This is a genomic window from Amycolatopsis nigrescens CSC17Ta-90 (genome assembly GCF_000384315.1).
GTDB lineage: Bacteria > Actinomycetota > Actinomycetes > Mycobacteriales > Pseudonocardiaceae > Amycolatopsis > Amycolatopsis nigrescens.
Genome location: NZ_ARVW01000001.1, coordinates 7,332,761 through 7,355,648, shown reverse-complemented (window position 1 = coordinate 7,355,648; position 22,888 = coordinate 7,332,761). Strand labels below are relative to the sequence as shown.

The window sequence follows — 22,888 nt, the reverse complement described above, 5'->3', positions numbered from 1 at the left end:
CGCGCGTCCGCACCCGACCCGACGTTCGGAAACCGCGATGTCCTCACTGCTGCTGGCCCTGCTCAGCCTGCCGTTGTACCTGTTGCTGCTCTGGCCGCTCGTGGTCGCGTCGCGCCGGGTGCTCGGGGTGCGGATCGGCACCGCGCGCGCCCTGCTCAGCGCGGCCTTCGGCTGGATGGCCGCGGGGCTGATCCTGAACGCGCTGCCACCGGAGATGCACGACAAACCGGGCGTGTTCATCGGCCTGCTGATCCCGGTGGCGGGCTGCGCCTTCCTCGCCACCCTGGTGTTCCTGTTCGTGGCCGAGATGGCCATGCCCTCCGGTGCCGGGCTCGGCCTGATCGGCAGGATCCGCTCGCTGCGGCGCCGGATCGGGCGGGGCAGGCGCTACTCCCAGATCACCAGGATCGCGGTCAAACACGGCCTGGGCCCCTACCTGGCCGGGCGTCGCGACACCGAGCACGGCGATCACCGGCACGCCAAGCTGGCCCGTTCCCTGCGCCGTGCGCTGGAAGACGGCGGCGTCACCTTCGTGAAGCTCGGCCAGGTGCTCTCCACCCGGCCGGACCTCCTGCCGCCCGCGTTCATCGAGGAGCTGAGCCGATTGCAGGACCAGGTGGCGCAGGCACCGGCCGACGAGATCGAGCAGGTGCTGGCCGACGAGCTCGGCGCCCCGCCGGCCGAGGTGTTCGCCGAGTTCGACCGCACGCCGCTGGCCGCCGCGTCGATCGCACAGGTGTACCGGGCGAAGCTGCGCTCCGGCGAGGACGTGGTGGTGAAGGTGCAGCGGCCCGGGGTGCGCCGGCTGGTGGAGCGAGACCTGGACATCGTGCAGCGGGTGGCCGAGTCGCTGCACCGGCGGGCGCCGTGGGCTCGCTCGCTCGGGGTGCTCGACCTGGCCGCCGGTTTCGCCGCGGCGCTGGAGGAAGAGCTGGATTTCCGGGTGGAAGCCCGCAACGTGGCGGCGGTGGCCGCGGCCTACGCCGACGGCCCGGTGGCGCTGCCCGAGGTGCACGAACAGCTCTCCACCGAGCGGGTGCTGGTGATGGGACGGCTCGACGGCGTGCCGATCGCGTCCGCCGGTGCCAAGGTGGCCGCCCCCGACCGCGCCCCACTGGCCCGTTCGTTGCTGGAATGCCTGCTGCGCCAGGTGATGCTGCACGGGGTGTTCCACGCCGACCCGCATCCGGGCAACGTGCTGCTGCTCACCGACGGCCGGCTGGGCCTGCTCGATTTCGGTTCGGTGGGGCGGCTGGACTCCGGGCTGCGGGGCGGGCTGCAGGCGTTGCTGCTGGCCTTGGACCGCAGCGACGCGGCCGCCCTGCGCGACGGGCTGCTGGAGATCGTGGACCGGCCGGACGACATCGACGAGCAGCGGCTCGAACGCGCGCTCGGCGCCTTCGTGGCCAAGCACTTCAGCCACGGCCAGGCACCCGACGTGGAGATGTTCACCGATCTTTTCAAGGTGGTGGCCGAGTTCCGGCTTTCCGTGCCGCCACCGATCGCCGCGGTGTTCCGCGCACTGGCCACCATGGAAGGCACCCTCGGGCTGCTCGCGCCCGGGTTCAACATCGTGCTCGAGTCACGTGCCTTCGCCGCCGCCCAGATCGGCGAGCGGATGCGGCCGGACTCGATCCGCCGCACGATGACCGACGAGCTGATGACGCTGCTCCCGGTGATCCGCCGGCTGCCGCGCCGGATCGATCGGATCGGTGGGGCGCTGGAAGAGGGCCGGCTTTCGCTGAACGTACGGCTGTTCGCCGACGAACGGGACCGCAGGGTGGTGACCGGGCTGGTGCACGAGGTGCTGCTGGCCTTCCTTGGCGCGGCCACCGGGCTGATGGCCGTGCTGCTGCTGGCCAGCGGCGGCGGGCCGAAGCTGCTCGCCGAGCTGACCCTGAACCACGTCTTCGGCTACAACCTGCTGATGATCAGCGCGCTGGTGGGCCTGCGGCTGCTCTTCGTCGTCTTCCGCAGCCAACGTCCCGGCCGCGAGTAGCGCCTAATGCCGCGCCGTATAGGCCGTTATACACAAACCGGTCGTGAGTGAAAAGCGTTGCCGGAGCAACACTTTTCACTCACGACCGGTGAGCTGCGGAAAGCGGGTCAGACGGTGAAGCCGAGGGCGCGCAGCTGCTCGCGGCCGTCCTCGGTGATCTTCTCCGGGCCCCACGGCGGCATCCAGACCCAGTTGATCCGGAAGTCCTTGACCAGCCCGGCCCCGCCGACCAGCACGGACGCGGTCTGGTCCTCGATCACGTCGGTCAGCGGACAGGCCGCCGAGGTCAGGGTCATGTCGATGGTCGCGGTGTTCTGCTCGTCCACGTGGATGCCGTAGACCAGCCCGAGGTCGACCACGTTGATGCCGAGCTCCGGGTCGACCACGTCGCGCATGGCCTCCTCCAGGTCCTCGACCTTGGCCACGTCCGCCTGCTCCGGCACGGTCTGCTCGGGCAGGTCCGCGGCGGTACGGCCGTCGCGGTGCCCCGAGGTCTCAGGCGTCTCGGTTTCCAGCGTTTCGGTCTGCTGCTCGCTCATGAAGTCTCTCCGTGTCCTGTGCCGGCGGCGCTCACGCTCTGGGCCACTGCGTCCTTGAAGGCCATCCAGCCGAGCAGCGCGCACTTGACCCGCGCCGGGTACTTGGCCACCCCGGCGAACGCGATGCCGTCTTCCAGCACTTCCTCGTCCGGTTCCACCTGGCCGCGTCCCTGCATCAGCTCGACGAAGGCGTCCATCGTGGTGAACGCCTCCTCCACGGTGTGCCCGACGACCAGATCCGTCAAGACCGAGGTGGACGCCTGGCTGATCGAACAGCCCTGACCGTCGTAGGAGATGTCCGAGACCTTGCCGTCGGCGAGCTTCACCCGCAACGTCACCTCGTCCCCGCAGGTGGGGTTCACCTGGAAGGACTCGGCGTCGAAGGGCTCCCGCAGGCCGCGGCCGTGCGGGTTCTTGTAGTGGTCCAGGATGATCTCCTGGTACATGCTTTCGAGATTCACTGTGCCACCCCGAAGAACCGCTGAGCCTCGCGCACCCCGGCCACCAGCGAGTCCACTTCGGACAGCGTGTTGTACAGGTAGAAGGAGGCCCGCACGGTGGCCGGCACGCCCATCCGGCGGTGCAGCGGCCAGGCGCAGTGGTGCCCGACCCGCACCGCGATGCCGAGGCTGTCCAGCACCTGGCCGGCGTCGTGCGGGTGCACTCCGTCGATCACGAAGGACACCGCGCCACCGCGGTCCACCGCCTCGGTCGGCCCGATCACCCGCACCCCGGAGATCTCACCGAGCCCGCGCAGCGCGGCCTCGGTGAGCCCGTGCTCGTGCTGGGCGATCCGGTCCATCCCGACCACCGACAGGTAGTCCACCGCCGCGCCGAGACCGACCGCCTGCGAGGTCATCGGGGTACCGGCCTCGAACCGCTGCGGCGGCGGGGCGAAGGTGGTCCGCTCCATCTTGACCAGCTCGATCATCGAGCCGCCGGTCAGGAACGGCGGCATCGACTCGAGCAGCGCGCGCCGACCGTAGAGCACGCCGATCCCGTTCGGGGCCAGCATCTTGTGCGGGGCGAAGACCGCGAAGTCCACGCCGAGCTCGCTGAAGTCCACCGGCCCGTGCGGCACCGACTGGCAGGCGTCCAGCAGGGTAAGCGCGCCGACCTGGCCGGCCCTGGCCACGATGGTGTGCACCGGGTTGACCGTGCCGAGCACATTGGACTGATGGGCGAAGGCGACCAGCTTCGTCCGCTCGGTGACCAGCTCGTCCAAATCGGACAGATCCAGCCTGCCTTCGTCGGTCACCCCGAACCAGCGCAGCGTGGCCCCGGTGCGCCGGCAGAGTTCCTGCCAGGGCACCAGGTTCGCGTGGTGCTCCATCTCGGTGACCACGATCTCGTCACCGGGCCCGACCACGAAGCGCTCGGCTTCGGGGCCGGACGTGCCGGCGTTGCTCATCGCGTAAGCGACCAGGTTCACGCCCTCGGTGGCGTTCTTGGTGAACACCAGCTCCTCCGGCGTGACCCCGACGAACTCGGCGGTCCTGGCCCGGCCGTACTCGTAGGCGTCGGTGGCCTCCTCCGCCAACTGGTGCGCACCGCGGTGCACGGCGGCGTTCGAGGTCTCCAGGAACCGCCGTTCGGCGTCCAGCACCTGGCTTGGACGTTCCGAGGTGGCGCCGGAATCCAAGTACACCAGGTCTTTCCCGTCCCGGACGGTACGGGAAAGAATCGGGAAGTCGGCGCGCAGGGCGGCGACGTCAAGCGGCGCAGCGGTGGTGGTCATCCGCGCCAACTCCTCTCCAGGGCTTAACAGAACTCAGACGGCGGCTTCGGTCTTCCCGGCGTACTTCACGTAGCCGTTGGCTTCCAGCTCGTCGGCAAGTTCAACACCGCCGGACTCGACGATCTTCCCGCCGGCGAACACGTGCACGAAGTCCGGCTGGATGTGCTTGAGGATCCGGGTGTAGTGCGTGATCAGCATGACCCCGGCGTCGTTGTTCGCCTTGTACGCGTTGACGCCCTCGGACACCACGCGCAGCGCGTCCACGTCCAGGCCGGAGTCGGTCTCGTCCAGGATGGCGATCTTCGGCTTGAGCAGCGCCAGCTGCAGGATCTCGTGGCGCTTCTTCTCACCGCCGGAGAAGCCCTCGTTGACGCTGCGCTCGGCGAACTCGGGAGAGATGTCCAGGTTGCCCATCTCCTCCTTGACCTCCTTGACCCAGGTGCGCAGCTTCGGTGCCTCACCGCGGACCGCGGTCGCCGCGGTGCGCAGGAAGTTCGACATCGAAACGCCGGGCACCTCGACCGGGTACTGCATGGCGAGGAAGAGGCCCGCGCGGGCGCGCTCGTCCACGCTCATTTCGAGCACGTTCTCGCCGTCCAGCAGCACCTCGCCGGAGGTGACCTCGTACTTCGGGTGCCCGGCGATGGCGTAGGACAGGGTGGACTTGCCGGAGCCGTTCGGGCCCATGATGGCGTGCGTCTCGCCGGAACGGATGGTCAGGTTGACGCCCTTGAGGATCTCCTTGGCGCCCTCGTCCGTGGTGACCGAGGCGTGCAGGTCCTTGATTTCCAGGGTTGACATGTTCTCAATCGTTTCTGTGTCTGGGGCGGGAAAAGTCAGGCGTTCACGGCTTCGAGCTCGGCTTCGATCGCGGCCGCGAGGCGCTCGCGCACCTCGGGAATGTCGATCTTCGCCAGGATCTCGTGGAAGAACCCGCGCACCACCAGCCGGCGCGCCTGCTCCTCGGCGATCCCGCGCGACTGCAGGTAGAACAGCTGCTCGTCGTCGAACCGGCCGGTCGCACTGGCGTGCCCGGCACCCTCGATCTCACCGGTCTCGATCTCCAGGTTCGGCACCGAGTCGGCGCGCGCGCCCTCGGTGAGCACCAGGTTCCGGTTCAGCTCGTAGGTCTGGGTCCCCTCGGCCGCGGCCCGGATCAGCACGTCGCCGATCCACACCCCGTGTGCGCCTTCGCCCTGCAGGGCGCCCTTGTACATCACGTTGGACTTGCAGTTCGGCACCGCGTGGTCCACGAAGAGCCGGTGCTCCTGGTGCTGTCCCGCGTCCGCGAAGTACAGCCCGAGCATCTCCACGTCACCACCGCGGTCGGCGAAGGTGGCGGTGGGGCTCACCCGGACCAGGTCCCCGCCGAGGGTGACCACGATGTGCCGCAGCCGCGCGTCCCGGCCGAGCTTGAGGTGCTGCTCGGAGACGTGCACCGCGTCATCGGCCCAGTCCTGCACGCTGACCACGGTGAGCTGCGCGCCGTCGCCGATGACGAACTCGACGTTGTCCGCGTAAGTACCGGAACCGACGTGGTCCAGCACGATTGCGGCCTCGGCGAACTGCTCGGCCCGCACCTGCACGTGCCCGTACGCGGTCCTGCCCTCGCCGGGGCCGGTCAGCCGGACCACGGTCGGGACGCTCGCCTTGGTCTCCTTCGGCACCGTGACCACGGTGGCGGAGGTGAACGACGAGTACGCCTGCGCGGCGATCCGGTCGCTGGGCACCCCGGCCTGGCCGAGCCGCTCGTCGCCGCGGGACACGGTCTCGACCTCGACCTCGGGCGCGGGCTCGGCGGCCACCGAGACCTCGCCGTCGGCGACCGCGGACCCGTCGTGCAGGCCGCGCAGCCGCTTCATCGGCGTGAAGCGCCAGTTCTCCTCGCGCCCGCCCGGGACCTCGAAGGCCTCGACGTCGTAGGAGGTGAACCGCTCCGCCCGGGAAGCCGCCGGGATGACGGCTTCCGCGGCGGCCGCGGTGTTGAGCGTGTTGCTGTCGGTAGCCGTCATCTCAGCCGACGGATCCTTCCATCTGCAGTTCGATCAGTCGGTTCAGCTCGAGCGCGTACTCCATCGGCAGCTCGCGCGCGATCGGCTCGACGAACCCGCGCACCACCATGGCCATCGCTTCCTCTTCGGTGAGGCCGCGCGACATCAGGTAGAACAGCTGGTCCTCGCTGACCTTGGACACGGTGGCCTCGTGGCCCATCGACACGTCGTCGTTGCGGATGTCGACGTAGGGATAGGTGTCCGAGCGCGAGATGGTGTCCACCAGCAGCGCGTCGCAGACCACGCTGGAGCGCGAGTGGTGCGCCCGCTTGGCCACCTTCACCAGGCCGCGGTACGAGGTGCGGCCGCCGCCGCGGGCCACCGACTTCGACACGATCGTGGAGGACGTGTGCGGCGCCAGGTGCTCCATCTTCGCGCCGGCGTCCTGGTGCTGGCCCTCACCGGCGAACGCGACGGAGAGCACCTCGCCCTTGGCGTGCTCGCCCATCAGGAAGACAGACGGGTACTTCATGGTCACCTTGGAGCCGATGTTGCCGTCGACCCACTCCATGGTGGCGCCCTCTTCGCACTTGGCGCGCTTGGTGACCAGGTTGTACACGTTGTTCGACCAGTTCTGGATGGTCGTGTACCGGCAGCGGGCGCCCTTCTTCACGATGATCTCCACGACCGCCGAGTGCAGCGAGTCGGACTGGTAGATCGGCGCGGTGCAGCCTTCAACGTAATGGACGTATGCATCCTCATCGACGATGATCAGGGTCCGCTCGAACTGGCCCATGTTCTCGGTGTTGATCCGGAAGTAGGCCTGCAGCGGGATGTCCACGTGCACGCCCTTCGGCACGTAGATGAACGAGCCGCCGGACCAGACCGCGGTGTTCAGCGCGGAGAACTTGTTGTCCCCGGCCGGAATCACCGAGCCGAAGTACTCGCGGAACAGCTCGGGCTGCTCCCGGAGCGCGGTGTCGGTGTCCAGGAACAGGACGCCCTGCTTCTCCAGGTCCTCGCGGATGGAGTGGTAGACCACCTCGGACTCGTACTGCGCGGCGACACCGGCCACGAGGCGCTGCTTCTCCGCCTCCGGGATGCCGAGCTTGTCGTAGGTGTTCTTGATGTCCTCGGGCAGGTCCTCCCAGCTGGTGGCCTGCTTCTCACTGGACCGCACGAAGTACTTGATGTTGTCGAAGTCGATCCCCGAGAGGTCCGCGCCCCAGTTGGGCATCGGCTTCCGGTCGAACAGCTTCAGCGCCTTGAGGCGTGCTTCGCGCATCCACTCCGGTTCGGACTTCTTGTCCGAGATGTCGACCACGACATCGTCGTTGAGTCCGCGACGGGCGCTGGCGCCCGCGGCATCGGAGTCGGCCCAGCCGAACGCGTACTTACCAAGGGAGTCGATGGTCTCTTCTTGGGTAAGGGGCGCGGTGGTGGGAGTGCGCTGCTCGGCAGCGGCAGTCATGCGGGTTTCCCTCCGTTCGGGATCCTTGCGTTGTGCTCGCCGGGCGGCCAAGCCTTACCGGCCGGTCCGACGTCTTCGGTGCTTCCCGGCGAAACCTCCGCCGGGTTCCCCGCCGCTTCGACCGTCTCCGCGGTCTCGGCGCCGGGTACATGTGTGGTGCACGCGGCGTCGCCGCGCGCGATGGTGGCCAGCCGCTGCACGTGCGTACCGAGCAGCCTGGCGAACGCCTCGGTCTCCGCCTCGCACAGCTGCGGGAACTCCGCCGCGACATGCGCGACCGGGCAGTGGTGCTGGCAGAGCTGCTCACCGGCACCGACCTGACGGGTCGACGCAGCGTAGCCCTCCCTGGTCAGGGCGGTGGCGAGGGCCTCCGCCCTGGCAGCGGGCTCCGCCTGCCCGGTGACCGCCTCGGTGTGCGGGCCGACCAGTGCGGCGACCCGGCTCTGCGCGAACGCGCGGATCGCGTCCTCCCCCGCGTGCTCGGCGAGGAAGCGCAGCGCGGACACCGCGAGGTCGTCGTAGGCGTGCCCGAACCGGGCCCGGCCGGACTCGGTGAGCAGGAACAGCTTGGCCGGGCGGCCGCGGCCGCGCGGTCCTCGCCGCGGCGCGTCCCTGGTCTCGGCCTCACCGTCGGCGAGCATCGCGTCCAGGTGCCGCCGGACCGCGGCCGGGCTGATGCCGAGCTGCTCGGCGACCACCACGGCGGTCATCGGGCCCTGCTCCAGCAGCAGCCTGGCCACCTCGTGCCGGGTCCTGCCATCGGCGCTGACCTGCACGGGCACGCCGGCCGCGCCGGTGCGGCGAAGATCGCCGTCCGGCCGCTCGTGCGTCCCGCTGTTTTTCACAACATAAGTGTGTCGTATTTCAGCAACGAGGGCAAAGCTAGGCCATCGGCTGGTGACCGGAGTCACGCCGAGGGGACTCGATACGCTCCGTGGGTGGCAGTTGGCGAGCGCGAAGCACAGCAGGCTGGGGGTGGCACCGTGGTGACACCCCGATCGCCGGTTCAGCCGCTCGCCGCGGACCCGCTGGACACCGACGAACGGCGCGCGCTGGACCTGGTGCGCCTGTTCGGCACGGTCGGCGCGCTGTTCCTCGCGCTGGGCTCGCTCGGCGCCGGCGCGGCACCGGTGGTCAACCCGGTGCAGGAGATCCCGGTACTGCGCCTGTTCATCAGGATCCCGACCGTCTCGCTCGCCGTCGCGTTCACCGGGATCTGCATGATGGTGATCGGCTGGCTGCTGCTCGGCCGATTCACCAGGCCGGGCAGGCTGCGGCTGGCCAGCCGCGCGCAGCTGAACCGCACGCTGGTCATGTGGCTGACCCCGCTGCTGTTCATCCCGCCGCTGTTCTCCCGCGACGTGTACAGCTACATCGCGCAGAGCGAGATCGTGCACCGCGGGATGGACCCGTTCAGCATCGGCCCGGCGCAGGCGCTCGGCGTCGGTGACGAGCTGACCTCGGCGGTGTCCGGCATGTGGCGCGAAACCCCGGCGCCGTACGGGCCGCTGGTGCTCAAGATCGGCAGCTGGCTGTCCTCGGTGATCGGGTCCGACGTGGTCACCGGCGTGCTGATGCACCGCGCGGTGGCGCTGGTCGGCGTGGCGCTGATCGTCTGGGCGCTGCCGAGGCTGGCAAGGCGGTTCGGCGTGCAGCCGGTCACCGCGCTCTGGCTCGGCGCGGCCAATCCGCTGCTGATCTTCCACTTCGTCGCGGGCGCGCACAACGACGCGCTCGCCATCGGGCTGATGATGGTCGGGCTGGAGCTGGGCATCCGGCGGCTGCCGATCCGGGTCAAGGGCGACACCCCGCCGCCACGGGCCAAGGGCGAGTGGCTGTTCATCCTGCTCGGCGTCGCGGTGATCACCCTCGGCGTCGCGGTGAAGCTGCCCGCGATACTGGCGCTGCCCTTCCTCACCGTGATGGTGGCCCGGCGCTGGCACGGCAGGTTGAAGGACCTGTTCCAGTCGGCCCTGCCGATGGTGGGTGTGTTCGCCGTGGTGCTCGTCGCCGCCTGCCTCGGCACGGGTCTCGGCTTCGGCTGGATCGGCGCCGCCGCCGGCACGCCCGGCCTGGTCCGCAGCTGGATCTCGCCGACCGCGGAGCTGGCCAACCTCGGCGGCATCCTTGGCATCGTGCTCGGCCTCGGCAACCACACCAACGCGCTGGTGCCGATCATGTCCACGCTCGGTTACGCGGTGGGCGGCGCGATCACGCTGAAGTTCCTCTGGGACAGCTTCAAATGGCGCTACCGGCCGATCATCGGGCTCGGCGTCTCGCTCGGCGCGGTGATGATCCTGCAGATCTCGCTGCAGCCGTGGTACGTGCTGTGGGCGGTGATCCCGCTGGCGGCCGCCGCCGGCACCTCCCGGTTCCGGGTCGCGGCCACCATCCTCAGCGCGGTGCTGGTGTTCCCCACCCCGCCCACCGGCAGCACCTTCGACGGCCGTTCCTACGTGCTGCCGCAGGCGTACTTCGCCGGCGGTGTGGTCGTCCTGCTGGCGGTGCTGCTGCTGCACAGGGCCGCGCCGATGCTGCTGCGGCGGGCACGGCCGGTGACCAAGCCGGTGCCACGCAAACCGGCCTGAGCCGAACCCGTATTCTCGGTTTTCGTGAGTGCACCCGCCGTCGAGATCACCGGGCTGGTCAAGCGCTACGGCTCCACCATCGCGGTCGACGGCCTCGATCTCCGGATGCCGCGCGGCAGCCTGCTCGCCTTGCTGGGCCCGAACGGCGCCGGCAAGACGACCACCGTCGAGATCTGCGAGGGCTTCCTGCGCCCGGACGCCGGCACCGTCCGCGTGCTCGGGCTGGACCCGGCGAGGCAGGGTGCCGCGCTGCGGCCGCGGATCGGGGTGATGCCCCAGGGCGGCGGTGCCTACCCGGGAGTGCGCGCGGACGAGATGCTGCGGCTGGTCGCGGCCTGCGCCGCGAACCCGCTGGACCCCGCCTGGCTCCTGGACATCCTCGGCCTGTCCGGCGCGAAGCGGACCCCGTTCAAACGGCTCTCCGGCGGCCAGCAGCAGCGGCTGTCGCTGGCCTGCGCGCTGGTCGGCAGGCCGGAGCTGGTGTTCCTGGACGAGCCGACCGCCGGGATGGACCCGCAGGCCCGCAGGCTGGTCTGGGAGCTGCTCGGCGCGCTGCGCACGGACGGCGTCAGCGTGCTGCTCACCACGCATCTGATGGAGGAGGCCGAGGCGCTCGCCGACGACGTGGTGATCATGGACAACGGCAGGATCCTCGCCGAGGGCTCGCCGGGCAAGCTGACCGCCGAGGGCTCGGATGCCGCCCAGCTGCGCTTCAAGGCCCGCAGCGGGCTGGACACCGACCTGCTGTCCGCGGCGCTGCCCGAGGGCTACCGGGTGCACGAGGCCGCGCCGGGTTCCTACCGCGTGCAGGGCGACGTGGACCCGCAGGTGGTCTCCACGGTCACCGCCTGGTGCGCGCAACAGGGCATTCTCGCCGAGGAACTGCACGTCGGAAGGCGTGACCTGGAGGAAGTGTTCCTCGAGCTGACCGGACGGGATCTTCGCGGATGACGGTGTCGAAAATGTCAGGCATGACCGAGCACTCCGCCAGGTTCACCCCGGGCACCTTCACCCCGGCCCCCGGCTCCGGCCGGCTCGGCCGGATGCTGCTGGCGCACGCCAGGGTGGAGACCAGCCTGACCCTGCGCCACGGCGAGCAGGTGCTGCTCACCCTGCTGATCCCGCTGGCCCTGCTGGCCGGCTTCAGCCTGCTGGACATCCTGCCCACCGGCGACCTCGGGTCGGCGTCCAGGGTGGACTGGGTGACCCCGCGGATCTTCGCGCTCGCGGTGATGTCCTCGGCCTTCACCGGGCAGGCCATCGCGCTCGGGTTCGACCGGCGCTACGGCGTGCTGAAGCGGCTTTCCGCCACCGCGCTGCCGCGCTGGCTGCTGGTCGCCGGCCGGGTGGTGGCCGCGCTGGTGGTGGTCGTGCTGCAGATCGCGGTGCTGAGCCTGGTCGCCGCCCTGCTCGGCTGGTCGCCCTCGGCGTCGGGCCTGCTCGCCGCGGTACCGCTGCTGGTGATCGGCACGCTGAGCTTCGGCGCGCTGGGCGTGCTGCTCGGTGGTTCGCTGCGCGCCGAGGCCGTGCTGGCGCTGGCGAACATCGTGTGGTTCGTGCTGCTGCTCGCGGGTGGCATCCTGCTGGCGCCGTCCGCGCTGCCGGCCGGGGTGGCCACGGTCGTCGAGCTGCTGCCCTCCGGCGCGCTCGCCGAAGGACTGCGTGCGGCGCTGCTCGACGGCACCTTCGACTGGGGCGCGCTCGGCGTGCTCACGGTCTGGGCGCTGGGTGCCGCCGGGATCGCCAGCCGCACCACCCGGCTGACCTGAACCGGGCGCCCCCTACCATCTGTGCGTGCGCCTGAACGCTCTGATAGCCCGGCTTCCCTACCCGTCCAGGACGGCCCAGCGTGCCGTCGCCATCGCGGCGGTGATCGCGCAGGGCGGGATCGGGGTGACCGGCTCGATCGTGCGGGTGACCGGCTCCGGGCTCGGCTGCCCGACCTGGCCGCAGTGCGTGGCGGGCAGCATGTTCCCGGTCTCCCACCCCGAGTTCGACGCGCTGACCCAGTGGATCGAGTTCGGCAACCGGCTGCTCACCGGGGTGGTGGTGATCGTCGCGGCGCTGTGCGTGCTCGCGGCCTGGCGCATCCAGCTCGAGCACCCCGGCCGCAAGCGGCTGGTGAAGCTGGCCTGGACGATGCCGGGCGGCGTGGTGGCGCAGGCGGTCATCGGCGGCATGACGGTGCTGACCCACCTGCTGTGGTGGACAGTCGCGGTGCACTTCCTGGTCTCCGCCGTACTGGTCTGGCTGGCGGTGCTGCTGCTGCGCGCGTTCGGCGAGGGCGACGAACCGCCGCGCTGGCACGTGCCCTCGTCCGGGCGCGCGATCCTGGTCGCCCTGACCGTGGTCCTCGGCGCCGTGCTCGTCGCCGGCACCACGGTGACCGGCGCGGGACCGCACGGCGGCGACCCGGACACCCCGCGGCTCGCGGTCTCGGTGGACCTGCTCGCGAAGGTGCACGGCACGCTGCTCGTCTGCTACCTGGTGGTGCTGGCCGCCTTCGGCCTCCAGCTGATGCGGGTGGGCGGGCCGAAGAAGCTGTGGCGCGCCTACGGGGTCACCTGGGCGATCGCGCTCGCCCAGGGCAGCATCGGCTCGTTGCAGTACGCCCTCGGCGTGCCGGAGGAACTGGTCTCCTTCCACGTGCTCGGCTCCGCGGTGGTGATCGTCGCGACGGCGTCGTTGTGGTGCACCGCCCGTGACCGGGGCCCGGCACCCGGCCGGAACGAGATGACGGACACTCCGGAAAACGCCGGCGCGGTCACCGGAGGAGCCTCGGCTCAGGCAGGATAAAAACGGAGGTCAGTGTCCTAGCGATTGGAGGGTTATGCACCCACGTCAGCACGCCTTCCGTGGGTGTCTCACCGGTATCGAGCCGCCGCGAGCCACCCTCCGGGCGGCCCCCGTCGACTCGATGTGCATAACCCTCCAGGCACCGGACATGCGTCGGTAACTCAGGCGCGGCATCCCAGCCAGACCGGCCAGATAAGCTCAGCCGTGCGACGTTTCTTCTCGAATGTCCACTTTCTCGGTCCCTGACGCGAAGTGAGGTTCGCCAGAGCCATGACCACGACCGACGACCGGACCGGTCCGAAACCCCTGGTTTCGGGCCAGCGTTCGACCGCCCAGATGATCATCCTCAAGACGTTCCTGCTGATTCCCTTCGTCGCGTTGGTGGCCGCGGTGCCGATCGCCTGGGGCTGGGGCATGAACTGGGTCGATCTCGGCCTGGCCGTTGCCTTCTACACGATCGCCATGCTCGGCGTGACGGTCGGCTACCACCGCTACTTCACGCACGGCGCGTTCAAGACCAACCGGGTGCTCCGGGTGGCGCTGGCCATCGCCGGCGGCATGGCGGTGCAGGGTTCGGTGATCTTCTGGGTGGCCAGCCACCGGCGGCACCACGCCTACGCCGACCGCGAAGGCGACCCGCACTCCCCCTGGCTGTTCGGCTCGTCGCCGACGGCGCTGCTGCGCGGCTTCTGGCACGCGCACATGGGCTGGATGTTCAAGCGCGAGGTGACGAACTACGAGCGTTTCGCCCCCGATTTGCTGGCGGACCGCGACCTTCGCATCGTGAACCGGCACTTCTGGGCGTGGATCACGCTCAGCCTCGCCCTGCCGGCGCTGCTCGGCGGGCTGCTGAGCTGGTCGCTGTGGGGCGCGGTGACCGCGTTCTTCTGGGCCGGGCTGGTCCGGATCGCCTTCTCGCACCACGTGACCTGGTCGGTGAACTCGATCTGCCACATGGTGGGCGACCGCCCGTTCGTCAGCCGCGACAAGGCGTCGAACTTCTGGCCGCTGGCGATCCTGTCCATGGGCGAGTCCTGGCACAACTCGCACCACGCCGATCCGACCTGCGCCCGGCACGGCGTGCTGCGCGGGCAGATCGACGTCTCCGGCAGGTTGATCTGGATCTTCGAGAAGCTCGGCTGGGCGCGCAACGTGCGCTGGCCCAAGCCCGAGCGTCTCGCCGCCAAGCGGATCCAGCGGGCCTAGCGGCTAGTTCGCGGCCCACCACCGGGCCTTGTAGATCCACGCACCGCGCAGGGTCAGGTCGCCGTGCGGCAGCGCCAGCCGCACGGTGTCCGTGCACCAGGTGCAGATGTGCTCCTCCTGCACCGCTGCGGTGAGCACACGGCCGGTACCCGGGTCTGTGGTGACGCTCTTGACGTCCGGCCGGTCGATCGCGGGCGCGCCCGGGTACCGCGAGGAGAACCGGCCGGTCGACTTGCTGAACCGGTAGACCCGCGACTCGGTGGTCACCCACAGCAGGTCGGCGTTGCCCGGCACCGGCTGCAGATCGTGGCCGCCCTCGCTGGGCAGCGGGATCACCTGTGCCGCCTGCAGCACCGGCGCGGCCGCGGTACCCGCGACCCGCAGGGCGACCAACTCGTGCGTGCCGAGTGCCCACAGCACGCCGCGCCCGGCGTCCCAGACCGCGCCGTGCGCACCGACGAGCGGGTATTCGGCGAAGGTCGCCGAACGCGGACCCTGTGACGCGGTGTAGACGCGCAGCCAGCCGCCGGTGCTCGCGGCGACGGCCACGTTCCCGTCCGGCAGTAGCTCGATGCTGTGCGGGTTGTTCCGTCCGGCCACATCGGCCGCCCAGTAGGCGGTGTCGCCGGCCGGATAGGGCACCACCGCGGCGAATCCGCCGGAAGCCGTGGTCAGCAGGTACTTGCGGCCGTCCCGCTCGGCCAGCTTGGCCTCGGACGGGTTGCTGAAGGACGCCGCCAGGTCGGCCAGCCCGTTGGCCGCGCCCGGCGCCCAGGTCCAGCTGAACGCGGCCGCGTCCCAGGCCCGCTGCTTCGCGGGCAGCACCACGATCCGCCGGGATGCCTGCTCGGTGAGCACGATCGAACCAGGGGCACCGGTGCTCGCCGACGCGGCCGGTGCCGCCACCGCCGCGGCGAGCACCCCGGCCAGGACGAGCGTGCTGAGTCTCTTGATCTCCATGCGCACAGCCAACCCGGTTTCGCTGTCCCGCACGTGACGGCCCGCCGAACTTCCGATGGCGCGGCCGGTTAGCCCGTGGGCAGCTCGGCGCGGATGGCGAGGACGAGCGTGTCCACGAGATGACCGAAAGCCTCGTCCGGGGTGGGTTTCTCGAGCCGCAGGGCTTCGGTGAGGTGGGGCAGTTCGAGGTCCGGGTGTGCTTCGAGCCAGGCCGCCGGCACCGGTGCGGTGCCCGCCTGCTGCCGCCCGTGCGGGTAGTCGACCAGCAGCGCGAACCCGAACAGCCGCACGCCGAGCTCGCTGTGCACCCGCGACGCGGCCGGCGCGCTGAGGCCGATTCCGCGCAGCAGGCCGAGAAAGGCGTCCGGGTTGAGCAGCCGGTTCGGATGCACCCCGACCGCGCGCACCTGCTCGTCCAGGGAGACCAGCAGCGCACGGGGGTAGCTGCGGTAGAGCCCGCGCAGCTGGGCGCAGTAGGCGCGAACACCGGCCTCCCAGTCGGCAGGGTCCAGCGCGGGCAGCTCCCAGAGCGCCATCAGCCGCTGGGCGGCCAGGTCCACCACTTCCTGGCGGTCCGCCACGTAGTTGTACAGCGCGCGGACGGTCACCCCGAGCTCTTCGGCCAGCCGACGCATAGTGACCGCGGGAAAGCCTTCGGCACCGGCGAGTTCCAGCGCCCGCCCGGCGATCAGCTCCCTGGTCAGGGTCGGCCGCCCCTTGCGGGTGGCGGGCCGTCGGCGGGTCTGGCGCGGTGGCTCTGGCATCCCGGCCAGCTTAGCGAGCTTGAACTTCATGCACCGTTGACTTTTAGCCGGAGTTCCGACAGTCTCGCTTAGGCAAGCCTTACTTCTGGCCGTATTTCTGGCCCTGTGAAGGAGAATCCGTGGTCATTCCCCAGACGACCGCGCGCGCCCGGATGGTGCTCGCGCTGGTGATCGCCGGTTCGGTGCTGGTCGTCATCGACATGACGATCGTGTCGGTCGGCCTGCCCAGCGTGCGGGCCGATCTCGGCGGCACGCCGGCCGACCTGCAGTGGGTGGTGATCGCGTACCTGGTCAGCATGGGCGCGGTCACCCAGGTCGCCGGCTCGCTGTCCGACCGGCTCGGCAGGCGCCGGGTCTACCTGGCCGGGATCGTGCTGTTCACGCTGTCCTCGCTGGCCTGCGGGCTGGCCCCGAACCTGCCGCTGCTGGACGTCGCCCGCGCCGTGCAGGGCATCGGCGGGGCGGTGCTGATGGCCAACGGCATGCCGCTGATCGCCCAGCAGTACCAGGGACAGCGCCGCAACATGGCGATCGCGGCCTGGAGCACCGCGGGCACCGCGGCCGGCCTGATCGCGCCGGTGTTCGGCGGCCTGCTGATCGAAGGGCTGAGCTGGCGGGCGATGTTCCTGCTCAACGTGCCGGTGGGCGTGCTGGCCTTCGCGCTGGCGTCCGCGAACCTGCCGCGCGACACCGATAAGGACAGCGGGAAGCCCGGCATCGACTGGGCCGGCGCCGGACTGCTGATCTGCTCGCTCGGGCTCGGCACCTTCGCCATGCTGCGCGGCGAAGATCAGGGCTGGGGTTCGGCCACGACCCTGATCCAGTTCGCCGTCGCGGCCGCCCTGCTGCTCGTCTTCCTGCGGGTGGAGAGCAAAGCGGCGACGCCGACCCTGGACCTGGCGCTGTTCCGGGTACCGGCGTTCACCGGCGCCGCACTGGCGATCTTCATGTCCCGGATGCTCACCATCGGCGGCACCGTCTACTTCATCCAGTACTTCCAGGAGTCGCTCGGGCTCACCCCGACGCAGAGCGGGTTCCTGCTGGTCCCGGTTTCGGTGGCGCATATGGCCACCGGGATGCTCGGCGGCTGGCTCCAGTCGCGGCTGCCATCGGGGTACGTGATCGCGCTGGGCTACGGCTGCCGTGCGATCGGCGCCGCCTGGCTGGGCCTGGCGTTCACCGCCACCGCCGAACCGTGGCTGCTGGCCGTGCCGCTGCTGCTCTGGGGCGCGGGCGGTGGCATCGCCGGCGCACCGGTGATGTCGGTCGCGGTCGGCGCGGTCGACGACCGGCACGCCGGCATGGTGTCCGGCACCGTCACCAGCCTCGCGTCCATCGGCGCCGGCGTGGGCACGGCCGCGCTCGGCGTGCTCTACCAGCGCCTCGCCGGCACTCCAGGTACCGCCGAGTCCATCGCCGACGGCGCGTCGGCGGTGCTGTACTGCTCGGCCGCGCTCTCGGTGCTCATCGTGGCGGTGGTCTTGGTGCTGATCAAGCCAGTTGCTGACGGACCGCGGAAGCGAACCTGAGCGGGCGCCGGCGTCGGCATATCGGAAGCCCAGCGAGGGTTCGGTGAGCTCCAGTTCCAGCACCGCCGGCCCGTCGTCGCCGCGCACCAGGTCAACCCTGGCGTAGAGCAGTTCGGCACGCAGGATGCCGAGCAGCGCCGTGGCCGCATCCAGCGCGTCCTCGGCCAGTGCCCGCGACGCCGCCGGCGGCTCGGCCACCCCGAGGCGCTCGGAGACGTACAGCCCGGTTGTGTCCACAGTGGAGTCGGTCAGCATGGCGGATTTGGTGAAGGAGTGCGAATACACCCCGCCGAAGAACACCAGCGCGGTCTCACCCTCGGTGTCCACAGAGGACTGATAGGGCTGCAGGACCACGTCGTGGCCATCGTCGTGCAGGTTGGCCAGGTGCGCAGCCGCGGCCGCGCCGGCACCACCGGGGAACCTGGCCGCGCCGATCGATCCGGCACCGACCGAGGGTTTCAGCACGAACTCGCGTTCCGGCCAGCGCACCGGGTCACCGGGCGCGATCAGCTCGGTGGGCACGGTGGCGAGCCCGGTGCCGGCCAGCTCGGCCAGGTACGCCTTGTCGGTGTTCCAGCGCGCCACCGGCGCCGGGTTGCACAGCACCGGCACCGACTCGCACCAGGCCAGGAACTCGGCGCGGCGGCCGGGATAGTCCCAGGCCGCCCGCAGGATCACCACCTCGGCCGCGGCGAAGTCCACCTCCGGGTCGTCCCAGGCCGCCCAGCTCGCGTCCAGCCCGAGATCGGCGAGCGCGGCCGGCACCGCGTGCTCGTCGCCGTCGCCTTCGGGCAGTTTCTCGCAGCCGACCAGGATCGCGCGTGCGCTCACGGCCGCGGGATCGGGAACCGCTGGGGCGGCTTGGGCACGGGCAGCGGCGGCGGGGCGGCCATCCGGTGGCGGTGTGCCACGCCGATCTCGGTGCCGTTCACCGTTTCGGCGTCCCACTCCGCGGCTTCCAGGCCGCCGACCTGCTCGACCAGCGCGTTGCCGGCGTCAACCCCGGAGACCACCACGTCCCCGAGCGCGCCGTCCGCACCGACCAGCACCACCCTGGCACCGGCGAGACCGATGTTCTCCACCACGCCCTTGGCCGTCCCCCCGTGCCGCTCGATGAACTTGCGGGCGGCCGTCAGCTGCCTCGCCGTCGGCCCCTTCGGAACGGACTTTCCGGTCTTCTCGTTCTGCTCAGCCACGAACCGATCCTAGGCGCCCACGACCGCGCGGAACATCGTGGCGGCGGCCATAGTTAACCCGAGTTGAATCCGGTGACAAGATCGAAGACCCGCAGGAGGACGAATGCTCACGGCAGTACAGGTTCGGCGGACCGGTGGTCCCGAGGTGCTCGAGCCCGCCGAGGTGGAGCTCAGCGCGCCGGGACCGCGCGAGGTGCTGGTGAACGTGGCCGCCGCGGGCGTGAACTACATCGACACCTACCAGCGCGCCGGGATCTACCCGGTCGAGCTGCCCTTCACCCCCGGGATGGAGGGCGCCGGCACGGTGGCGGCCGTGGGCAGCGAAGTCGGCGAGTTCGCAGTCGGCGACCGGGTCGGCTGGAATGGCTCCCCCGGCGGCTACGCGCAGCAGGCGCTGGTGCCGGCCCACCTGCTGGTGCGGGTGCCGGACGGGATCTCCGACGAGACGGCCGCCGCGACCCTGCTCCAGGGCGTCACCGCGCACTACCTGGTCGCGTCCACCCATCCGGTCGCCGAGGGCGAGACCATCCTGGTGCACGCCGCGGCCGGCGGGGTCGGCCTGCTGCTCATCCAGCTGGCCAAGGCGCGCGGCGCGCGGGTGATCGGCACCGTGTCCACCGCGGAGAAGGAGCGGCTGGCCATCGAAGCCGGCGCGGACGAGGTGATCAGGTACGACCAGGTGGACTTCGCCGGTGTGGTCCGCGAACTGACCGGCGGCGAGGGCGTCGCGGTGGTGTACGACGGGGTCGGCAAGACCACCGTGGACGGCAGCCTGGCCAGCCTGCGACCGCGCGGACTGCTCGCCCTGTTCGGCGCGTCCAGCGGGCCGGTGCCGCCGATCGACCCGCAGCGGCTGAACAAGGCCGGCTCGGTGTACCTGACCAGGCCCACCAGCGCGGACTACACCCGGACCAGGGAAGAGCTGGACTGGCGGGTGCGGGAGCTGTTCGAGGCGGTGCAGGCCGGTTCGCTGAACATCCGGATCGGCGGACGTTACCCGCTCGCCGACGCCCGGCAGGCGCACGAAGACCTCCAGGGCCGCCGGACCACCGGCAAACTCCTGCTACTCCCCTGACGCTAACGAGTCCGTGAAGGGCACCTTGCCTACTTTGAAGGTAGGCAAGGTGCCCTTCACGGACTCTGGCAAGAAGGGGGTTAGGCGACCTTGACGGCGTCGACGATGAAGACGAGGGTCTCGTTCGGCTTGATCGTGCCCTTGCCGTTCGGGCCGTAGCCCTCGGCGGGCGGGATCACCAGCAGCCGGCGGGCGCCCTGCTTGATCCCGACCAGGCCCTCGTCCCAGCCCTTGATGACGCTGCCCTCGCCGAGCGACAGCGGGAACGGCTCACCGCGGTCGAAGGAGCTGTCCTTCTTCTCCTTGTCCGACCAGGAGACCAGCAGGTAGTTCATCTCCAGCTGGCTGCCGGCCTTGGCCTCCGCGCCGGTGCCCGGGGTGAGGTCCTTGCTCAGCCGCTTCGTCGGCGGCTTGCAGGTGGCCGGGATGGTGATCTCCGGCGGCGCACCGGCCGCACCGGTGACCTTGATGTCCTCGGCCGTGCACTCCTTCTGCCCTTCCGGCTCCGTGCTGACGTTGCCGGAGGACGGCGCCGAAGCCGAGCTGGACGCGGCGGGCTGGCCGACCGACGGGGTCGGCCCGCTGCCCGGCGGCAGGTCGGAGGCTTGTTCGGAGTTGGTGCAGGCACCAAGGCTCAGTGCGGCGGCCACCACAGTAATGATCTTGCCAGCGTTACGCATGCGGTCACTTTATCGGGGCGCCCGTGCCTGCTCGGCAGCACCCGAAAGCGCAGGCAGCGGCGGCCCGTCGTGCAGGATCCCGAGCCGCCTGGTGGCACGGGTCAGCGCCACGTAGAGATCGTTCCAGCCGCGGGACGACCCGGCCACGATCTCCTCGGGAGCCACCAGCACCACCGCGTCGAACTCCAGGCCCTTCGCCTCTTCCACGGCGAGCACGGACAGCCGCTCGTCCGCCGGCACCGCGGCCCGCAGCCCGTCGAGCCGGTCCTTCGGGCAGAGCACCGCCACCGTGCCGCCGTCGGCCGCGGCCAACTCGGCCGCCACCACCGGCGCCAGCCGCTCGGGCAGCTCCCCGGGCGGCACCGAAAGCCGCCAAGGCGCGTCGCCGGTTTCGCGCACCGAAGCGGGTACCCGCAAGTCCGGGTCCACCTCGGCGAGCGCGTCCGCGGCCAGCGTCATGATCTCGGCCGGGGTCCGGTAGTTCACGGTCAGCTCGCGCAGCCGCCACCGGTCGGCGACGTACGGGCTGAGCACCTCCTGCCAGGAGGACGCGCCGGCCGCCGCGCCGGTCTGCGCCACGTCACCGACCAGGGTCATCGACCGGCTCGGGCACCGCCGCATCAGCGTGCGCCAGTCCATCGCGGACAGTTCCTGCGCCTCGTCCACGATCACGTGCCCGAAGGTCCAGGTGCGGTCCCCGGCGGCGCGCTGGGCCGCGGTCAGGTCGCTGCGGCGTTCCTGCCGTTCAGCGAGCAGCTCCGCGTCCAGCACGTCGCGGACCCGCAGCACCTCTTCGTCGATGATCTCCTCGTCCTGCTCCAGCACGTGCAGCACACCCTCGGCGTAGGCCCGCTCTTCGCGTTCCCGCCGCGCTTCCTCGGCCCGCGCCTCGGTGTCGTCCTCGCCGAGCAGTTCGGCCAGCTCGTCCAGCAGCGGCACGTCGGCCGGAGTCCAGTCCGCCCACGGCGGGCGCACCAGTGCGGCCCGCTCGTCGGCGGTCAGCCGGCGCCCGGCGGCCGACTCCAGCCGGTCCGGGGAGGCGAGCAGGTCGCCGAGCAGCTGGTGCGGGGTGAGCGTTGGCCACAGCTCGTCCAGCGCCCGCCGCACGTTCTTGTCCACCGCCAGCTCGGCCCGGATGTCGTCCAGGTCGTGCGCGTCCAGCAGGCCGTCGGAATCCACGTCGAGCCGCTTGGCGACCTGGCGGGTCAGCGCGTCCAGCAGTTCGGCGACGAAGATCCGGCGCGCCAGGTTGTGCGGGCGCCGGGACCTGCGCGCCTTGCTCCGCGCCTCGGCGCAGGTGTTGCGGTCCAGCCGGACGATCTCGCGTTCGACCTCGATCTCCAGCACGGTCTCCGGCACCTGCTGCCGATCGCGGACCGCGGCGGCGAGCAGGTCCGCCATCGCCGCGCGGCCCTTGATCTCGGCGGCGGCCACGCTGTCGGTGCCCCGCGCGACGGTGCCCGGGTACAGCTCGCCGACGGTGGCCAGCAGCACCCCGGTCTCCCCCAGCGACGGCAGCACCTGGCCGATGTAGCGCAGGAAGGTCGAGTTGGGCCCGACCACCAGCACGCCGCGCGTGGTGAGCTGCCGGCGGTGGGTGTAGAGCAGGTAGGCCGCGCGGTGCAGCGCGACCGCGGTCTTGCCGGTGCCGGGCCCGCCCTGCACCACCAGCACGCCGTTCAGGCCGTCCCGGATGATGTCGTCCTGCTCGCCCTGGATGGTCGCGACGATGTCGCTCATCTCGCCGGTGCGCCGCCGTTCCAGCGCGGCGAGCAGCGCGGCCTCGCCGGCGAGGCCGAGGTCCTGGCCCTGGTCGGCCGCGTTCAGGTCGAGGATCTCGTCGTCAACGCCGACGACCCGGCGGCTCAGCGTGCGCAGGTGCCGCCGGCGGCGGACCCCGTCCGGGGAGGCGGCGGTGGCCAGGTAGAACGGCCGCGCCACCGGTGCCCGCCAGTCGATCAGCAGCGGGGCGTAGTCGCCCTCCTCGTCGAACAGCCCGAGCCTGCCGATGTAGGCGGTCTCCTGCTCGTGGAAGTCGAGGCGGCCGAAGCACAGCCCCTGCTCCACCGAGCTCAGCTGGGCGAGCCGGTCGGAGTACAGGGCGGTGGACACGTCGCGTTCGGTGCGGGCCTGCGGGGTTCCGCCGGTCTGGCGCAGGGTCTCGGTGAGCCGGCGCTGCGCCACCTCGCGCTCGGCGTCCAGCTTGCGGTACAGCGCGGAGACGTACTCCTGCTCGCGCGCGACCTCCTGGCCGGCGTCTGGTTCCCGGTCGGGCGGGGACACGGACAAGGGCTACCCACTCTCGCGGTCAGGGGTGTTCGGGGCCGAAGGAGAACAACAGGCCCCACCGAGGTGC

Annotated in this window: 20 protein-coding genes and 1 pseudogene; 8 read left to right on the top strand and 13 right to left on the bottom strand. The window is 70.9% G+C overall.

Annotated features, from left to right (window positions below):
- Positions 1 to 37: 37 nt before the first annotated feature.
- Positions 38 to 1,999 (top strand): ABC1 kinase family protein, encoded by a 1,962-nt coding sequence (locus AMYNI_RS0134880; RefSeq protein WP_020672747.1) that lies wholly within the window; start codon positions 38 to 40, stop codon positions 1,997 to 1,999.
- 107 nt (positions 2,000 to 2,106) lie between these two features.
- On the opposite strand, the gene AMYNI_RS0134875 is transcribed toward AMYNI_RS0134880, so the two are convergent.
- From AMYNI_RS0134875 to AMYNI_RS0134845, 7 genes are read right to left on the bottom strand one after another with little or no spacing between them, the layout of a single operon-like run.
- Positions 2,107 to 2,538 carry a metal-sulfur cluster assembly factor gene (locus AMYNI_RS0134875; RefSeq protein ID WP_020672746.1) on the bottom strand — a complete coding sequence of 144 codons (432 nt, stop codon included), beginning with the start codon at positions 2,536 to 2,538 and terminating at the stop codon, positions 2,107 to 2,109.
- A complete protein-coding gene (sufU, locus tag AMYNI_RS0134870; RefSeq protein WP_026361313.1) occupies positions 2,535 to 2,999 on the bottom strand; it encodes a Fe-S cluster assembly sulfur transfer protein SufU in 465 nt (154 codons plus the stop codon). The genes AMYNI_RS0134875 and sufU overlap by 4 nt, the downstream gene beginning before the upstream one ends.
- Positions 2,996 to 4,276 carry a cysteine desulfurase gene (locus AMYNI_RS0134865; RefSeq protein WP_020672744.1) on the bottom strand — a complete coding sequence of 427 codons (1,281 nt, stop codon included), beginning with the start codon at positions 4,274 to 4,276 and terminating at the stop codon, positions 2,996 to 2,998. Before AMYNI_RS0134865 ends, sufU begins: the two co-directional genes overlap by 4 nt.
- Positions 4,277 to 4,309: 33 nt before the next feature.
- The gene (gene sufC, locus AMYNI_RS0134860; RefSeq protein WP_020672743.1) at positions 4,310 to 5,077 is read right to left on the bottom strand and encodes a Fe-S cluster assembly ATPase SufC; all 768 of its coding nucleotides are present in this window, start codon (positions 5,075 to 5,077) and stop codon (positions 4,310 to 4,312) included.
- 35 nt (positions 5,078 to 5,112) lie between these two features.
- Positions 5,113 to 6,288, bottom strand: coding sequence for a Fe-S cluster assembly protein SufD (gene sufD, locus AMYNI_RS0134855; protein ID WP_020672742.1), 1,176 nt, complete (start codon positions 6,286 to 6,288; stop codon positions 5,113 to 5,115).
- A 1-nt stretch (position 6,289) separates the two neighbouring features.
- Entirely contained in the window at positions 6,290 to 7,738 is a 1,449-nt protein-coding gene (sufB, locus tag AMYNI_RS0134850; protein ID WP_020672741.1) for a Fe-S cluster assembly protein SufB, read from the bottom strand.
- The gene (locus AMYNI_RS0134845; protein WP_020672740.1) at positions 7,735 to 8,583 is read right to left on the bottom strand and encodes a helix-turn-helix transcriptional regulator; all 849 of its coding nucleotides are present in this window, start codon (positions 8,581 to 8,583) and stop codon (positions 7,735 to 7,737) included. The genes sufB and AMYNI_RS0134845 overlap by 4 nt, the downstream gene beginning before the upstream one ends.
- A 138-nt stretch (positions 8,584 to 8,721) precedes the next feature.
- Between AMYNI_RS0134845 and mptB the strand changes: the two genes are divergently transcribed.
- The 5 genes from mptB (at position 8,722) to AMYNI_RS0134820 (ending at position 14,328) form a co-directional block, all read left to right on the top strand.
- Positions 8,722 to 10,326: a polyprenol phosphomannose-dependent alpha 1,6 mannosyltransferase MptB gene (gene mptB / locus AMYNI_RS0134840; RefSeq protein WP_020672739.1), complete on the top strand. Its 1,605-nt coding sequence runs from the start codon at positions 8,722 to 8,724 to the stop codon at positions 10,324 to 10,326.
- A 24-nt stretch (positions 10,327 to 10,350) separates the two neighbouring features.
- Positions 10,351 to 11,277 (top strand): ABC transporter ATP-binding protein, encoded by a 927-nt coding sequence (locus AMYNI_RS0134835; protein ID WP_020672738.1) that lies wholly within the window; start codon positions 10,351 to 10,353, stop codon positions 11,275 to 11,277.
- 20 nt (positions 11,278 to 11,297) lie between these two features.
- The gene (locus AMYNI_RS0134830; protein ID WP_020672737.1) at positions 11,298 to 12,095 is read left to right on the top strand and encodes an ABC transporter permease; all 798 of its coding nucleotides are present in this window, start codon (positions 11,298 to 11,300) and stop codon (positions 12,093 to 12,095) included.
- A gap of 25 nt (positions 12,096 to 12,120) precedes the next feature.
- Positions 12,121 to 13,122, top strand: a complete 1,002-nt coding sequence (locus tag AMYNI_RS0134825; protein WP_020672736.1) for a COX15/CtaA family protein — start codon at positions 12,121 to 12,123, stop codon at positions 13,120 to 13,122.
- A 270-nt stretch (positions 13,123 to 13,392) separates the two neighbouring features.
- Positions 13,393 to 14,328, top strand: a complete 936-nt coding sequence (locus tag AMYNI_RS0134820) for an acyl-CoA desaturase (protein ID WP_020672735.1) — start codon at positions 13,393 to 13,395, stop codon at positions 14,326 to 14,328.
- A 3-nt stretch (positions 14,329 to 14,331) separates the two neighbouring features.
- On the opposite strand, the gene AMYNI_RS0134815 is transcribed toward AMYNI_RS0134820, so the two are convergent.
- Together AMYNI_RS0134815 and AMYNI_RS0134810 are read right to left on the bottom strand one after the other, a co-directional pair.
- Complete coding sequence (locus AMYNI_RS0134815; protein WP_020672734.1) at positions 14,332 to 15,288, bottom strand: DUF6528 family protein; 957 nt, start codon at positions 15,286 to 15,288, stop codon at positions 14,332 to 14,334.
- A 68-nt stretch (positions 15,289 to 15,356) separates the two neighbouring features.
- Positions 15,357 to 16,052, bottom strand: a complete 696-nt coding sequence (locus AMYNI_RS0134810) for a TetR/AcrR family transcriptional regulator (protein ID WP_026361312.1) — start codon at positions 16,050 to 16,052, stop codon at positions 15,357 to 15,359.
- Positions 16,053 to 16,171: 119 nt separating this feature from the next.
- Between AMYNI_RS0134810 and AMYNI_RS0134805 the strand changes: the two genes are divergently transcribed.
- Positions 16,172 to 17,581 (top strand): MFS transporter, encoded by a 1,410-nt coding sequence (locus AMYNI_RS0134805; protein ID WP_020672732.1) that lies wholly within the window; start codon positions 16,172 to 16,174, stop codon positions 17,579 to 17,581.
- Here AMYNI_RS0134805 and AMYNI_RS50340 read toward each other — a convergent pair.
- Both AMYNI_RS50340 and AMYNI_RS46065 read right to left on the bottom strand, forming a co-directional pair.
- Positions 17,544 to 18,412 (bottom strand): annotated as a pseudogene (locus AMYNI_RS50340) (ATP-grasp domain-containing protein). The gene AMYNI_RS0134805 and the pseudogene AMYNI_RS50340 sit on opposite strands and share 38 nt — an antisense overlap.
- Entirely contained in the window at positions 18,409 to 18,777 is a 369-nt protein-coding gene (locus AMYNI_RS46065; protein WP_020672729.1) for a hypothetical protein, read from the bottom strand. The pseudogene AMYNI_RS50340 and the gene AMYNI_RS46065 overlap by 4 nt, the downstream one beginning before the upstream one ends.
- 103 nt (positions 18,778 to 18,880) lie before the next feature.
- On the opposite strand from AMYNI_RS46065, the gene AMYNI_RS0134785 reads away from it, so the two are divergent.
- The gene (locus AMYNI_RS0134785) at positions 18,881 to 19,852 is read left to right on the top strand and encodes a quinone oxidoreductase family protein (protein WP_020672728.1); all 972 of its coding nucleotides are present in this window, start codon (positions 18,881 to 18,883) and stop codon (positions 19,850 to 19,852) included.
- 80 nt (positions 19,853 to 19,932) lie between these two features.
- On the opposite strand, the gene AMYNI_RS0134780 is transcribed toward AMYNI_RS0134785, so the two are convergent.
- Positions 19,933 to 20,532 (bottom strand): FKBP-type peptidyl-prolyl cis-trans isomerase, encoded by a 600-nt coding sequence (locus AMYNI_RS0134780; RefSeq protein ID WP_026361310.1) that lies wholly within the window; start codon positions 20,530 to 20,532, stop codon positions 19,933 to 19,935.
- Positions 20,533 to 20,541: 9 nt separating this feature from the next.
- Positions 20,542 to 22,821 carry a HelD family protein gene (locus tag AMYNI_RS0134775; protein WP_020672726.1) on the bottom strand — a complete coding sequence of 760 codons (2,280 nt, stop codon included), beginning with the start codon at positions 22,819 to 22,821 and terminating at the stop codon, positions 20,542 to 20,544.
- Between the last annotated feature and the right edge of the window lie 67 nt (positions 22,822 to 22,888).

Excerpts from the sequence above, each read along its gene's own strand:
- AMYNI_RS0134880 (WP_020672747.1), top strand. The coding sequence starts at position 38 with ATGTCCTCACTGCTGCTGGCCCTGCTCAGCCTGCCGTTGTACCTGTTG.
- AMYNI_RS0134875 (WP_020672746.1), bottom strand. The coding sequence starts at position 2,538 with ATGAGCGAGCAGCAGACCGAAACGCTGGAAACCGAGACGCCTGAGACC.
- AMYNI_RS0134865 (WP_020672744.1), bottom strand. The coding sequence starts at position 4,276 with ATGACCACCACCGCTGCGCCGCTTGACGTCGCCGCCCTGCGCGCCGAC.
- sufC (WP_020672743.1), bottom strand. The coding sequence starts at position 5,077 with ATGTCAACCCTGGAAATCAAGGACCTGCACGCCTCGGTCACCACGGAC.
- sufD (WP_020672742.1), bottom strand. The coding sequence starts at position 6,288 with ATGACGGCTACCGACAGCAACACGCTCAACACCGCGGCCGCCGCGGAA.
- sufB (WP_020672741.1), bottom strand. The coding sequence starts at position 7,738 with ATGACTGCCGCTGCCGAGCAGCGCACTCCCACCACCGCGCCCCTTACC.
- AMYNI_RS0134830 (WP_020672737.1), top strand. The coding sequence starts at position 11,298 with ATGACCGAGCACTCCGCCAGGTTCACCCCGGGCACCTTCACCCCGGCC.
- AMYNI_RS0134820 (WP_020672735.1), top strand. The coding sequence starts at position 13,393 with ATGACCACGACCGACGACCGGACCGGTCCGAAACCCCTGGTTTCGGGC.
- AMYNI_RS0134815 (WP_020672734.1), bottom strand. The coding sequence starts at position 15,288 with ATGGAGATCAAGAGACTCAGCACGCTCGTCCTGGCCGGGGTGCTCGCC.
- AMYNI_RS0134810 (WP_026361312.1), bottom strand. The coding sequence starts at position 16,052 with ATGCCAGAGCCACCGCGCCAGACCCGCCGACGGCCCGCCACCCGCAAG.
- AMYNI_RS0134785 (WP_020672728.1), top strand. The coding sequence starts at position 18,881 with ATGCTCACGGCAGTACAGGTTCGGCGGACCGGTGGTCCCGAGGTGCTC.
- AMYNI_RS0134780 (WP_026361310.1), bottom strand. The coding sequence starts at position 20,532 with ATGCGTAACGCTGGCAAGATCATTACTGTGGTGGCCGCCGCACTGAGC.